Here is a 15,164-nt window from a genome sequence, read left to right as displayed (position 1 = left end):
CAGGTCAAAGCCAAAGCATATGGTGAAAGAGTTTCTCGGTGCTGAGCGTCATCATTCCCGCACATAACGAAGAGTCGCTGATCGGCCCATGCTTAGAGGCGCTGTCCCGGTCAGAGCCGATCGCGATGCCCGCAGAGGTGATCATCGTGGCCAATGGCTGCAGCGACAACACCGTCGCCGAGGCCTATGCACAGCGCCCGCGGATCGAGGCCGCCGGCTGGGCGTTTCGGGTGATCGACCTGGCTCAGGGGGGCAAGCCCCGGGCCCTGACGGCTGGCGACCGGGCCGCGAACGGGACGATCCGGGCCTATCTCGATGCCGATGTGACGGTTTCCCCGGGACTTCTGCCGCAGATCGTCGGGGTGCTCGATACGGCCACTCCCCGCTATGCCAGTGGCGCGATCCGGATCGTGGGCAAGGGTCCGATCAGCCGTGCCTATGCGCGGCTTTGGGCGAAAGTTCCCTATATGGCCACGACCGTCCCGGGATGCGGTTTCTTTGCCATGAATGCGGCCGGCCGGGCCCGGTGGCAGGATTGGCCCGACGTGATCGCCGATGACCTGTTTGCCCGACTGAATTTCGCGCCCGATGAGCGCGTCTCGGTCGCGGCACCTTATGAGTGGCCCATCGCTCAGGGATTTGCCCGGCTTGTCCGGGTCAGGCGCAGGCAGGATGCCGGCGTTGCCGAAATCGCCCGTCGCTATCCCGCCTTGCTCGGGAACGAAGACAAGACCGGCGGCGGCGCCTCCGGTCTGGCCCTGCGCGATCCTGTGGGCTTCGCGATCTATGCCGGCGTCGCGCTTGCTGTGCGCCTGCGCCGTCAGGGCCCGGAATGGAGCCGAAGCCGATGAGCGCGGGTCTCACGGGATTTCTGAAAGGATCGAGCATCGCGCAGCGCGCGTTTCGATCCTCTGCCTTTACGATGGCGGGGTTCGCCGGCGGGCAGGCGATGCGCTTGGCCTCGAACCTGATCCTGACGCGGCTTCTGTTTCCCGAGGCGTTCGGAACGATGGCGATGGTCTCGGTCTTCCTGATGGCGCTGGCCATGTTCTCGGACGTGGGGGTCGGCCCCGCGATCATGCAGTCGAAACGCGGTGACGACCGTGCGTTTCTTGATACTGCATGGACGATCCAGATCATCCGGGGGCTATGCCTGTTCGTCGTGGCCATCGGCCTGACTTGGCCTGTCGCGCGCTATTTCGGAGAGCCGGACCTGATCCATTATCTCCCGGTCTCGGCGCTGACGCTGGTGATCGCCGGGTTCAATCCGACGAAGCTTCAGACGGCCAACAGGCATATGCGCGCGGGGCGCGTGACGATGATCGAACTGGCAGTGCAGGCCATCGGGATCGTTCTCGCCGTCGCGCTGGCCGTGGCGTTTCAGTCGGTCTGGGCGCTTGTCGCCAGCGGTGTTCTGTCGTCGCTCGCCCATCTGATCCTGCTGAACGTGTTTCTGCCCGGACCGGGCAACCGGTTGAACTGGGAGCGCGCCGCGGCGGGCGAATTGATCCATTTCGGCAAATGGATCTTCCTTTCCACGATCTGCGGTTTCGCGATCGGGCAGGCGGATAAGGTCATCATCGGGGGGTATCTCTCGACCTACGATTTCGGCATCTACAGCATTGGGTTCTTTCTCGCGTCCTTCCCGTTGATGCTGGGCCATGTGGTGACGCACCGTGTGCTGATCCCGATCTACCGCGAGACCCCGCCGCGACAGAGCCGCGAGAATTTCCTCGCGCTCCGCCGGATGCGGATGCCCGCCACGGCGGCGTTGATCGGGCTTGCCGTTGCATTGGGGCTTGTCGGGGCGTGGCTGGTCCAAATCCTCTATGATCCGCGATACGAGGTGGCGGGCGGGATCGTCGTCTTGCTGGCGATCATGCAGATCCCCGCGCTGATCGTTCTGACCTACGATCAGGCTGCGCTGGCTTCGGGCGAATCGCGGCGGTATTTTGTCCTGGCTGCGACCCGGGCCGCGCTGATCATCCTTGGCATGGGGGCGGGGCTTTGGGTGGGGGGGCTGCCCGGCGCACTGTTGGGGCAGGGCCTTGGCCATCTGGCCGCCTATCCCGTTGTTATCTGGCTGGCCCGGACCGAGGGTGCCTGGGATCCGTGGCATGATATTCTGTTCGCCATCGCGGCCGCCGTTCTGGGTGGCATCGCAATCTGGCTGAACTGGCCCCATATCGTCGCCTTGGCGGCGATGTCTGGCGGATAGGGGGCTGATGATCGCCACATTATGTCCGTATTCCAATGCAATATTGGAAACAGAGCGGAAGGTAACCGGGTGTAGGGTATGAGCAAGGCGACAACGTTGGATGCCGCCGGCGAATGGGACGTCGCAATCGTGGGTATGGCCGCGCATCTTCCGGGTGCGGCCGATATCTCCGTATTCTGGGATAATCTGAGGAACGGCCGTTCCGCAATCCGCAAGCTGTCGGAGCAGGAACTGCGCGAGGCGGGCGAGGCCCCGCATCTGATCGGTCGGGATGACTACGTCCCCTTCGCCGCACTCCTCGACGGGTTCGACAGGTTCGACGCCGAATTCTTCGGGTTTTCCCCGAAAGAAGCGGCGATCATGGACCCGCAGCACCGCCAGTTTCTTGAGACAGCGTGGGAGGCGATGGAAAACGCCGCCCACATGCCCGAGACCTTTCCGGGCCCGATCGGCGTGTTCGCCGGTTGCGGGATGGGCAGCTATTTCTACTTCAACATCTGTTCGAACCGGGATCTGGTCGAGGAAACGGGGATGTTCCTTCTGCGTCACAGCGGGAACGACAAGGATTTCCTCTCGACCCGGCTCAGCCACATCTTCGACCTTCAGGGCCCGTCGGTGAACATCCAGACGGCTTGCTCGACATCGCTCGTGGCCACGCATCAGGCCTGCCAGTCGCTTCTGAACGGAGAATGCGACATGGCGCTGGCGGGTGGCGTGACGATCGAGTTGCCACATGCCCGGGGCTATGTCTTCAAGGAGGGCGAGATCCTGTCGCCCGACGGCGCATGCCATGCCTTCGACCACCGCGCGCAGGGCACGGTATTCGGGTCGGGTGTCGGCGTCGTGGCCTTGCGCCGGTTGCGGGATGCCATTGCCGATGGCGATCATATCTGGGCCGTGATCAAGGGGTCGGCCGTCAACAACGACGGGGCGGCCAAGGCCGGCTATCTGGCCCCTTCGGTCGAAGGTCAGGCCGATGCGATCGCCGAGGCCCATGCGATTTCTGGCATCGATGCGCGCAGCATTTCCTATGTCGAATGTCATGGCACGGGCACCTATCTGGGCGACCCGATCGAAGTTGCGGCCCTCACCGATGCCTTCCGGCGGACAACCGATGCCGAGGATTTCTGCCGCATCGGGTCGGTCAAGACGAACATCGGGCATCTTGATACCGCGGCCGGTGTTGCCAGCCTGATCAAGGCCTCGCTGGCGCTGCATAATCGCGAGATGCCGCCCTCTATCGGGTTCGAGAAACCCAATCCCGCGATCGCATTCGACGGCTCGCCATTTCGGGTGAATGACAGCCTGACCGAATGGCCGGCCGGGCCGGGTCCCCGGCGGGCGGGCGTGAACAGCCTTGGTGTCGGGGGCACCAACGCCCATGTCGTTCTGGAAGAGGCGCCCGAACGGGCCGCCTCGGGTCAAAGCGACTGGCCGTTTCAGCTTCTGACTTTGTCAGCGCGGAGCAAGACCGCGCTTGACGAAGCGTCGGGGCGTCTTGCTGCACATCTGCGCGACCATCCCGAACAGCCGCTGGCCGACGTGGCCTTCACCCTCAAGGAGGGGCGCCGGGCTTTTGAGAAGCGGCGGGTTGTCGTGGCCGACAGCCATGGAGCCGCGGCCGAAACGCTGGAACAGAACGATCCGCGCCGGGTGTTCACCCATACCGTTGTCTCCGAGGACCCGGACCCCGTCTTCATGTTTCCCGGCGGTGGGGCGCAATACGCGGGAATGGCCCGCGATCTATACGAGACGGAGCCCGAATTCCGCGACTGGATGGATCGGGGCCTCGACATCCTCGAACCCAAGCTGGATTACGACATCCGCGCCCTCTGGCTGCCCGACAGTGCCGAGGCAGCGAAACTGGCCGATGAACGTCTGCGGAAACCGTCGATCCAGCTTCCGCTGATCATGATCGTCGAATATGCGCTGGCGCGCCTCTGGATGAGCTGGGGTGTCACCCCCGGCGCCCTGATCGGCCACTCCATGGGCGAGAACACCGCCGCATGTCTGGCCGGTGTCATGAGTTTCGAGGATTGCATCGGCCTCGTTCATCTGCGGGGCAGGCTCTTCGACACCGTGCCGCCCGGCGGTATGCTGTCGGTCGCGTTGTCTGCTTCGGCCCTGCGCGAACATCTGGGCCCGGAGTTGGATCTGGCTGCGATCAACGCGCCCGGTCTGAGCGTGGCCACCGGGCCGCGCGACGCGCTAGATCGTCTGGCGAAAAGCCTCGAGGCGCAGGACATCGATTGCCAGATCATTCCGATCGATATCGCGGCCCACAGCCGGATGCTCGAACCGATCCTCACCGAATTCGGTGATTACCTTCGCGGCATCACGCTCAGTGCGCCCGAACTGCCTGTCATTTCCAACCGCACCGGCAAACCGCTGACAGCGGCAGAGGCCACCGATCCGGAGTACTGGGTGAGCCATCTGCGCAATACCGTCGATTTCGAAGGCGGTCTGTCATGGCTCGCGACCCGACCTGACCGCATCTATATCGAGGTGGGTCCGGGCAAGGCGCTGTCATCGCTTGCCGGTCAGCATGGGTCCATCTTGCCCAACCAGGTCATCGGGTCGTTGCGACATCCAAAGGACGATATCGCCGACGATGCCTATTTCATGGCGATGCTTGGCCGCGTCTGGGCCATGGGTGGGCGCATCGACTGGGATCAGATCTGGGGCGATGCGCGGCGGAACCGTGTTGTCCTGCCCAGCTACCCCTTCCAGCGAAGCCGCTATTTCATCGACCGGCAGGAGCCGGGGGAGATCGGTGCAGAGGCATGGCTCATGCGCAGCAACGATCCGGCCGAGTGGCGCTATGCGCCGGTCTGGACGCCGCGCTACGCCGATTGCGTGCATGACGTGGATGGCGGGCTTTCCCGTCTTCCAGATGAAAAGTGGTTGGTCTTCCTCGACGATACGGGCCTTGCCGCGCGGGCCGCGGATCGCCTGAGAGAAGCGGGCCAGACCGTTGTGACCGTGCGTGCAGGCGACGCCTTTATCGCGCTTGGCGATCATGAGTTCGCCCTTGCACCCGAACATGGCCGGGCCGGATATGATGCGCTGATCCGGGACCTTGCCCTACGGGACCTTCTGCCCGACCGGATCGGGCATTTCTGGCTCGTGACGGCGGATGAACGCCATCGCCCGGGATCAAGCTTCTTTCACCGGACGCAGGAGCAGGGCTTCTGGTCGCTGTTCCACCTTGCGCAGGCCCTTGGCGAAGAGGCGCCCACTGTCGCGCCGCATATCGTCGTGGTGACATCCGACATGATGCAGGCGCGGGCCGAGCCGCTCCCCTATCCCGAGAAATCAACGGTGATGGGTGCCGCCCGTGTGATACCGCGCGAATTGCCCGGCTATACCTGCGCCGTGCTGGATATCGGAGCCGGCAAACCCGGCGCGGCCAAGGCAGGTCTGGATCAGACCGTCCTCGAGGAATTGCTGGCGACGCCGGCAAACACCGTGGCGGCGCACCGATCCGACAGGCGGCTGGAACTGTCCTACCGTAAGCTGCCGTTCGAGGGTGAGGTTGAGTTGATGCTGGCCCCGGACAGCACGGTTCTTGTCACCGGTGGTTTCGGCGGGATCGGGCTGACGGTGGCCGAAGAACTTGTCCGGCGATTTGGCGCGCGGATCGCGCTTGTGTCGCGAAGCACGTTGCCGGAGCGGGCCTCATGGGGCGACATGATCGCACGTCTTGCTCCAGGGGATCGGCTTCGGCGCCGGATGGAGGCTGTCGAGCGGATCGAGGCGGCGGGCGGGCGTGTCCTGACGGTTGCCGCCGATGTCAGCAACATCGAAGAGATGCGCGACGCAAAGCTTCAGATCGAAACCGAGTTGGGGCCGGTCAGGGCGATCGTGCATGCCGCGGGCGTGATCGACGACGCGCCGTTGTTGTCCAAAAACCCGATGGCGATCGAAGACGTCTTTACACCCAAGATCCATGGCACGCAGGTTCTTGATGCCTTGTTTCCCGACGGATCGGTCGAATGGATCGCGCTGTTTTCATCCAGTTCGACCGTCACCGCGCCTGCCGGGCAGGTCGATTATGTTGCGGCGAACGAATATCTCAACGCCTATGCGAAATCGCGCGCACAGGACAAGACATCCGTCGTGGCGATCAACTGGGGTATCTGGTCCGATGTCGGCATGGCCGCCGATGCGATGCAGGCGCGGGTCGGCATGGCCCCTCAGCCGGTCGAGCCCGTCACGCAGCCTTTGCTGCAAGGCGCTTCGTTCGATCATCAGGGCAACCGGATCTTTACCGGCACGCTTTCGACGGATCAGTGGATCCTCGACGAACACCGGACGAAAGCCGGCGACGCGCTTCTGCCGGGGACTGGATATCTGAGCCTCGCGGCCCAGGCTTTGGCCGCGCAGGGCGAGGGTGGCTGCTTCGAGTTGCGAGACATGAATTTCCTCCGCCCGCTTCGGGTCGGCGATGGAAAGACATCGAAACTCCGCGTCACGTTGCCCCGGACGGAAACGGGGTATGATTTCCTGATCGACACTCAGCCCGAAGGCGCCGGAGCCGAACGGGTTGCCGAGGGGCAGATCGACCTCCTGCCGATGGCGCCCCCGCCCTCGCTCGATCTGGTCGAGATCGGCGCAAGGTGTTCCCAAACCCGTGCTGCCCCGCCGGGTGAGACACTTGTCTCCCCACAGGAAGCGCATCTTGATTTCGGGCCCCGCTGGCGGGTTCTGCAACAGGTCGCGCTGGGCGAGGGTGAAGGACTTGCCAATCTGCGCCTGCCCAAAGCCGCGATCGGCGATGAATGGCCCCTGCATCCGGCCCTGATGGACCTTGCCACCGGCTGGGCGATGGATCTGATCTCGGGCTATGCGCCCGATCATCTTTGGGTGCCGGTGTCGTATCACTCCGTCCGGATCTACCGGGCTCTTCCGGGCGACATTGTCAGTTGGGTTCGCAATTCCGGCGACAATCGCGCCGATGGCCAGACCGCCACCTTCGATATCACGATCACGACGGCCGACGGTGCCATCTGCGCCGAGATACGCGGCTTTTCGATCCGCAAGATGGATGGCGCGCTGAGCTTTGCCGCCCCCGTCAGCCCTGGTGCACCTGATGCGCCTCGCCCGCTGTCGGCAGCAGAACAGCGGCTCAAGCACAATCTGACGCAAGGCATCCGCGCCGATGAAGGGGTAGAGCTGTTTCTGCGCGCCATGGCGGGCGGGCAAAGTCAGGTCATCGTCAGTTCCCTCGACCTTGATGCGCTGACGCGACAAGCCGAAGCGGGGAGCGCTGATGACAGGTCCAGCGGGGCGAATTTCGACCGCCCGGAACTGGATAGCGAATATGCCCCGCCTGAGAACGCCATCGAAGAGAAGCTGGCCGAATTCTGGGGGGACTTACTCGGTGTGGCGGAGATCGGGGTCAATGACAGTTTCTTCGATCTGGGCGGACATTCCCTGATCGCCGTCCGGCTCTTCGCAAAGGTTAAGAAGGCCTTCGGCGTCGATTTCCCGATTTCTGTCCTGTTCGAGGCGCCGACGATCCGGTCCTGTGCCGCGCTTCTCGCCGAACGTGGCGTCCGGACAGATGACGGCGCCGAGGCTGCGCCCTCGACTGCCAAGCCTCCGGAACGTCGGTTTACCCATCTTGTCCCGATGCATCAGGGCGAGGGCGGGCCGCTCGCGCCGTTCTTCCTTGTTGCGGGCATGTTCGGAAACGTTCTGAACCTGCGTCATCTTGCGCATCTTCTGGGAACTGACCGACCGGTCTATGGGCTGCAGGCCAAGGGCCTGTTCGGCGAAGTGGAGCCGCACCGCGACCTGACCGAAGCTGCCCGTGACATGATCGCCGAGATGCGCCAGATCCAGCCATCGGGCCCTTACATGATCGGCGGGTTTTCCGGCGGCGGGATCACCGCCTATGACATCGCACGCCAGCTGAAGGATGCGGGCGAACGGGTGGATGTTCTGGTCATGCTCGACACCCCCCTGCCGCAGCGCCGACCGCTGTCACGCCGGGACAAGAACATGATCCATGTTCTCGAGTTCAAGGCGCAGGGGCCGTCCTATCCGTTCCGTTGGGTCGCGGGGAAACTGCGCGACAAACTCGGGTCAATCACAATGGAGGCCACCGACGAAACCGCAGCGGCCCAGTTCCACGATGCGAGGATCGAGGCCGCTTTCTACGATGCGATCGCACGGTACGAGGTCTCGGCCTGGGATGGGCCGCTGACCCTGTTCCGGCCGCCGCTTGTCGGCCGCTGGGAGGTGGCGCCGGGCAAATGGATCTCGTCTGAACGCGCCTATGTCCTTCCTGACAACGACTGGACCGGATTTGCGCCCAACATTCAGGTGATCGAGGTTCCGGGCGATCACGATTCCATGGTTCTCGAACCCAACGTGCGCGTGCTGGCCGCCCGGATGCGGCGCCTGTTCGAGGCGGCCGAGGCATCTGGTCCGTCACGATCCTTGCCGGACTGGACGACAGAAGAGGCCGCCCAATGACCGGCGGGCCCAGCATCCTGACGATCATCCTCAACTGGCGGACGCCGGCGATGACGATCAAGTCGATCGAGGCCGCGCACCTCGCGATGGAAGGCCTGAACGGCGAGATCGTGGTGGTCGACAATGACAGTCGCGACGGGTCCTACGAACAGATCGCCTCCCATGTCGCGGATCGCGGATGGGATAGGGTGCGTGTCGTGCAATCCCACCGGAACGGGGGATTTGGGGCAGGCAACAACGTCGGCATTCGCGGCGGTCTGTCGGACACGACCAAACCCGATTATGTCTATGTCCTGAACTCAGATGCCTTTCCGGCGCGCGATGCCATCACGGCGCTGCGCGATTACCTCGAGGCGACGCCAAGGGCCGGCTTTGCCGGAAGCTACATCCACGGACCAGACGGCGCGCCGCATCTCACGACGTTCAGGTTCCCCTCGATCGCCAGCGAATTCGAAGGCGCCTGCCGTTTTGGTCCGGTCTCGCGGTTGCTCTCGGATGCGAAGGTGCCGGTGCCCACACCTGAAACGGCGGGCCGTGTGGATTGGCTGGCCGGGGCAAGCCTTATGATGCGCCAATCCGTTCTTGATGAAATTGGTCTCTTTGACGAGGAATTCTTTCTCTATTTTGAGGAGACGGATCTGTGCCGCCGTGCGAGTCGTGCCGGACACGAGGTTCATTTCGTGCCCGAAAGCCGTGTTGCGCATATCGGTTCGGCATCGACCCGGATGAAGGAATGGCGCCGCGTTCCCGACTATTGGTTCGACTCGCGCTTCTACTATTTCCGCAAGAACCACGGCCCCGCCTACACGGCGATCGCGACGCTTGCCCATGTGGCGGGTGGGCTCGTTCACCGGTTGAGGGCTCTTCTTTCGGGGCAGAAGCCCGTCGATCCGCCCGGTTTCCTGTTGACGCTTATCCGGCACGATATGTCCGCCTTCCTGGGCCGGCGTTCTGAGCACCGGCCCTCACCACACCTGAAAGGAGCCAGTTGATGGCCACCTTTTCCGTTCTGCTGATCGGGCATGAATCGCTCACGGTGCAATGCGGGCGGATGCTGCTCGAGGCCGGCCACCGGATCTCCGGCGTCGTCTCGGACGACCCCGACGTAAAAGGCTGGGCGGCGACTTCGGGCCTTGATGTCATCGCCCCGGGCAAGGGTCTGGCTGACCGTATCGCCGGTGTTGGTTTCGACTGGATCGTGTCGGCGGCCAACCTGTCGATCATTCCCGATGAGGTTCTGGCAACGGCTCGCCTTGGCGCAATCAATTTCCATGATGGCCCGTTGCCTGCCTATGCCGGGCTGAATGCGCCGGTCTGGGCCCTCCTGAACGGGGAGGGGCGCCATGGCGTGACGTGGCATCTGATCGAGGGTGGCGTCGACGAAGGCCGCATCCTTGCGTCGCAAGCGGTCGAGATCGCAGAAAACGAGACGGCCTTTTCGCTGAATGCGAAATGCTATGCGGCGGGCATCGAAAGCTTTGCCACCGTGATCGCGCAACTGACCTCGGGTGCGCCGAACGTCGTAGAACAGGATCTGTCGCGGCGAAGCTATTTCGGCCGCGCTGACCGGCCAGAGGCTGCCGCACTGATTGATTTCAACCTAAGCGCCGCCAAGGTCGCGGCCTTTTTGCGCGCCCTTGATCATGGGGCCTATGACAATCCGCTGACCTTGCCGAAGGTCTTGCACAAGGGGCAGATCATCTGCGCCCGTGGGGCCGAGATCGCGGCGGGAGCGGGCGCGCCGGGCACTGTTCTTCAGGCCGGGGACGACGGGATCACTGTCGCATGTGCCGATGGCGCCATCTTCCTTCATGGGCTGGAATACCTGAACGGTACCATCAAGCCTGAGACGGGTGACAGTCTCGACCAGCCCGATCCCGCGGCGCGGCAGGCGTTGACGGACGAGATGCGACTTGTCGCTGGGGCAGAGCCGTTCTGGAACAGGCGCCTGAAGGCGCTGGTTCCGGCCCGGATCGGGCTGACCGGCGCGGGCGGGCATGAGACGACAGTCGATCTTGCCGGCAGGCCGGATAGCATCGGGGTCTTCGCGGCGCTTGGTGCAATCTTTGCAAGACTTGCAGGCGGGCCGGTCGATCTTGCTTTGGCACGGCCCTCGGCGACACCTTTTGTCTGCGATTGGGTGCCCGTCCGGTTCGATCCCGACGGTTCGGTCGCTCAGGCGCGGGCCCGTTTCGCCGATGAACTTGACCGGGCCTCTGCAAGACCGGGCTTTGCGGCCGATCTGCCGCTTCGTATCGCAGGCGAGGCACCGACCATCCCCGACATCGCGCTTGCCAATGGCACGGGCGCGGTTGCGGGTGCCGCCCTGACGTTCGACTGGAACGGCGGTGCGCCCCGCCTGATCCCCGACCCGGCACGCCTGTCGCAGGACGGCGTCGCCCTTGTAGCAGCCCGGCTTGGCACCGCGCTGTCCTGGTTTGCCGGGCATGACGAGGCCGGTTGTTCTGACTTGCCCCTTCCCGACGCGGCGGAACTCGAGACGCTGCTACAGGGCTGGAACCGCACCGAACGGGAGTTTGAACGTGAGGCGACGATCCCGGAATTAATCGCCGCGCGCGCCGCGGAGCAGCCCGAGGCCACGGCGATCATCTTCGAAGATCGGGCGCTGAGCTATGCAGAGGTCGAGGCGCGGGCCAACCGGATTGCCCACGTTCTGAGGGCCGAAGGCGTCCGGCGTGGCGATCGCGTCGGGCTGTGTCTGAGCCGATCGGCGGACCTCGTGATCGGGGCGCTGGCCATCCAGAAGGCGGGCGCGGCCTATGTGCCGCTTGATCCCGCCTACCCGAGGGACCGCATCGCCCTTTACGTCGAAGACAGCGCGCCCCGCGCCATTCTGGCCGAGGCCCAGACCCAAGACGTGCTTCCGGAACATGAGGCGGTGGTGGTTCTGATCGACGACCCGCGTCTGAACGATGCCCCGGAAACGGCCGTATCCGATGGCCCCCGACCGGAGGACTTGGCCTATATGATCTATACCTCGGGCTCCACCGGGCGGCCCAAGGGCGTGATGATCAGCCATCGCAACGTGGCGAATTTTTTTGCCGGGATAGATGAGCGCATACCGCATGACGCGGGCGACAGATGGCTTGCCGTTACATCGCTCAGCTTCGATATCTCGGTGCTCGAACTGTTCTGGACGCTGGCGCGTGGCGTGACCGTCGTCATGTCAGGTGATGAGAGCCGGGCGATGGTGTCCGCGGGCGGCGGGCGGCGGATCGGCGGGATGGACTTCAGCCTGTTCTATTGGGGCAATGACGATGGCGAGGGGCGTGACAAGTATCGCCTTTTGCTCGATGGGGCAAAATACGCCGATGAAAACGGGTTCACCGCCGTCTGGACACCGGAACGGCATTTCCATGCTTTCGGCGGACCCTATCCCAACCCGTCGGTCACCGGTGCCGCCGTCGCCGCCGTGACGCGAAACATCGGGGTTCGGGCGGGCAGCTGCGTCGCGCCCCTTCACCACCCGGCGCGCATCGCCGAGGAATGGGCCGTCATCGACAACCTGACGAACGGGCGTGCCGGGCTTGCTATCGCCTCTGGCTGGCAGCCGGATGATTTCGTCCTTCGGCCAGAGAACGCGCCGCCTCGCAACAAGGAGGCCATGTCCGAGGCGATCGCACAGGTCCGTGCCCTCTGGCGCGGCGAAGAGGTGGGCTTCCCCCGGGCGGATGGGTCGATCCATACGCTTGTGACGCAGCCAAGGCCCGTCTCGAAGGAGGTGCCGATATGGGTGACGACGGCGGGCAATCCGGAAACCTGGGCCGAGGCGGGACGCATTGGCGCGAATGTCCTGACCCATCTGCTGGGTCAGTCGGTCGACGAGGTGGGCGAAAAGATCGCGATCTATCACGCCGCGCTGCGCGAGGCGGGTCACGACCCGCAGGATTTTTCCGTCACGCTGATGCTGCACACCTACCTTGCTGCCACGCGCGACGAGGCGCGGGAGACCGCGCGCGAGCCGATGAAGGATTACCTGCGCTCCGCCGCCGGTCTGATCAAGCAATACGCCTGGGCGTTTCCCGCCTTCAAGCGGCCCAAGGGCGTGGACAATGCGTTCCAGCTCGATCTCGGGTCACTGGAGCCAGAGGAGCTTGAAGGCATTCTCGATTATGCATTCGAGAGGTATTTCAACGACTCCGGCCTGTTCGGGACGATCGACGATGCGCTTGACCGGGTTGAACAGGTCAAGGCCATCGGGGTCACGGAGGTCGCCTGCCTGATCGATTATGGCATCGGGGCGCAGACCGTGCTGGATGGATTGCGGCCGCTCGCAAAGGTGTGCGCCCTGTCCAACGAGGACAGCGCACCCGCAGATGACGATTTCTCCATCGCGGCGCAGATCGAACGGCACGACGTGACCCATCTGCAATGCACGCCGTCCATGGCCCGGATGCTTGTCGGCGATGATGCAAGCCGCGCAGCCCTGCGCCGCATCCGACACCTGATGATCGGCGGCGAGGCGCTTCCCGGTGCGCTCGTGCGTGATCTATCGGCCGCCACAAAAGCCCGGATCGAGAACATGTATGGCCCGACCGAGACGACGATCTGGTCGACGACCCAGACCGTTCGCGACGCGGAGGGAACCGCATCGATCGGCTCGCCGATCGCCAATACGCAGGTCTATGTCCTCGATGAGAGGCTCGAACCCGTCGCCACCGGTCAGGTGGGCGAATTGTGGATCGGTGGCGAAGGCGTTGCGCTTGGCTATTGGCAGCGACCCGATCTGACAGAAGACAGGTTCCGCCCCAATCCTTTTGCGCCGGGGCGGATGTATTGTACTGGCGATCTGGCGCGATGGCAGGCCGACGGCACCCTCGATTTCCTGGGTCGTGCCGATCATCAGGTCAAACTGCGCGGCCACCGGATCGAATTGGGCGAGATCGAGGCCGCGATCGACGCGCTTCCCGGTGTGTCGCAATCCGTTGTCGTGGCGCTGGGAGAGGCTGGGTCAGAACAGCTTGTCGCCTATCTCACCGGGACCGACAGTCCCACCGAACAGGTCGTGAAACAGGCGCTGGCCAAGGATTTGCCCGCGCATATGGTTCCCGCCCGGGTGATCGCGCTCGATGCCTTTCCCCTGACGCCCAACAAGAAGGTCGACCGCAAGGCCCTGCCGCAACCCGGCCCGCGCGCCCCGGCAGCACGACCTGCGACGGCTCCCGTTCTGTCCCCCGATGCGGAGGCGAGCGTCTCGACGATCGATGCGCTGGCTGCGATCTGGGCGGGCATACTGGGTGTTCCGACGCCGGGCGCGCGCGACAATTTCTTCGACCTCGGCGGCCATTCCCTGCTTGCGGTGCAGGCCCATCGCGAAATTCGCGACAGCCTCGGTGTGTCGCGTCTGGGGATCACGGATATTTTCCGGCACACGACACTCGGGGCGCTGGCCTCCCATGTCGAGGCCCTTCTCGGCGGCGCCGCTCCTGTGGCCAGCCGCAAGCGCAAGGCTGCGACGCAACCGGTTGATAATGAATCACCGGCGCCGCAGCCGTCTCTGACGCCTGTCCGGCCGATGGACGGCGCAGCAGCACGCGCCGCGGCCCGATCCGATGCCATGGCCCGGCGCAAGGTCCTGCGCGCCAGACGGATGCAGGACGCGTGACACTGTCGGCTGTTGCTCGTCTGGAACAGGCCGTCGGGCCCGGCTGCGTGCTTGTCTGTCGTTCGATTTCGGACAGCGCCCCCCTGACCGGGGAAGAGGCCGCCGCGATTGCGAAGGCCGTTCCGGCACGTCGCGCCGAATTCGCGGCAGGCCGGGCGGCCGCGCGCCAGGCCCTTGCCCAATTGGGCATGACGGGTGTCTCGATTCCGATGGACGCGGATCGCGCCCCGCAATGGCCACGGGGCATAGTGGGCAGCATCAGCCATGCGGCCGGATTTGCGATCGCCCTCGTCGCATCCTCCGAAGACGTGCTGGGCGTGGGGGTCGACATCGAACCCGATGCGCCGTTGCCCGTTGATGCGATCGAAACGGTGCTGACCCCGGACGAACAGGTTGATCGGGGCCGCACGCGGGCGATCTTTTGCGCCAAGGAGGCCACCTACAAGGCGCTTTATCCGCTGGCGGGGGCGATCTGGGATTTTCAGGATATGCGCATCCGGCTCGATTCGGACGGCAATCGCTTTGCCGCAGAGCTTGACCGCTCGGCAGGGCCGGTCGCGGCGGGAACCGTCGTGGGCGGGCACCTGATCATCGATGGCGGACTATGCGTCGCGGCGGTGGTCTTGCCAAAGCGCTGATTGCGGCGAAAACATGGCGGTGATTTCGATATCGGCAACGCATCGTTTCCCCATCTGCCCGGATGGTTCGTGGAATCCGGGCAAGTAATCGGCTAAATTGGGGCAAGGGTGTGGCATAGACATGTGCAGATTCGTGTCTTTGCCGTTAGGGGCAAGGCCCGGTCCATTTTGTGGATCGGAGGTTTGGTCGAGGAGTGGA

At 64.2% G+C, this 15,164-nt stretch carries 6 protein-coding genes; all 6 read left to right on the top strand.

Annotated elements, in window-relative coordinates; translation table 11 throughout:
• Nucleotides 1-38 precede the first annotated feature (38 nt).
• The 6 genes from EP376_RS09170 to EP376_RS09145 all read left to right on the top strand — a co-directional run bounded on the left by EP376_RS09170 (nt 39) and on the right by EP376_RS09145 (nt 14,965).
• A complete protein-coding gene (locus tag EP376_RS09170) occupies nt 39-851 on the top strand; it encodes a glycosyltransferase family 2 protein (RefSeq protein WP_127655247.1) in 813 nt (270 codons plus the stop codon).
• Entirely contained in the window at nt 848-2,218 is a 1,371-nt protein-coding gene (locus EP376_RS09165; RefSeq protein WP_238928704.1) for an oligosaccharide flippase family protein, read from the top strand. The genes EP376_RS09170 and EP376_RS09165 overlap by 4 nt, the downstream gene beginning before the upstream one ends.
• 78 nt (nt 2,219-2,296) lie before the next feature.
• Nucleotides 2,297-8,701 (top strand): type I polyketide synthase, encoded by a 6,405-nt coding sequence (locus EP376_RS09160; RefSeq protein WP_127655245.1) that lies wholly within the window; start codon nt 2,297-2,299, stop codon nt 8,699-8,701.
• Nucleotides 8,698-9,693: a glycosyltransferase family 2 protein gene (locus EP376_RS09155; protein ID WP_127655244.1), complete on the top strand. Its 996-nt coding sequence runs from the start codon at nt 8,698-8,700 to the stop codon at nt 9,691-9,693. Before EP376_RS09160 ends, EP376_RS09155 begins: the two co-directional genes overlap by 4 nt.
• Nucleotides 9,693-14,327: a MupA/Atu3671 family FMN-dependent luciferase-like monooxygenase gene (locus EP376_RS09150; protein ID WP_127655243.1), complete on the top strand. Its 4,635-nt coding sequence runs from the start codon at nt 9,693-9,695 to the stop codon at nt 14,325-14,327. The genes EP376_RS09155 and EP376_RS09150 overlap by 1 nt, the downstream gene beginning before the upstream one ends.
• Complete coding sequence (locus tag EP376_RS09145; protein ID WP_127655242.1) at nt 14,324-14,965, top strand: 4'-phosphopantetheinyl transferase family protein; 642 nt, start codon at nt 14,324-14,326, stop codon at nt 14,963-14,965. The genes EP376_RS09150 and EP376_RS09145 overlap by 4 nt, the downstream gene beginning before the upstream one ends.
• Nucleotides 14,966-15,164: the final 199 nt, after the last annotated feature.

The organism is Alexandriicola marinus (assembly GCF_004000435.1).
Lineage (GTDB): Bacteria > Pseudomonadota > Alphaproteobacteria > Rhodobacterales > Rhodobacteraceae > Alexandriicola > Alexandriicola marinus.
This window is presented reverse-complemented; position numbering and strand designations above follow the sequence as displayed.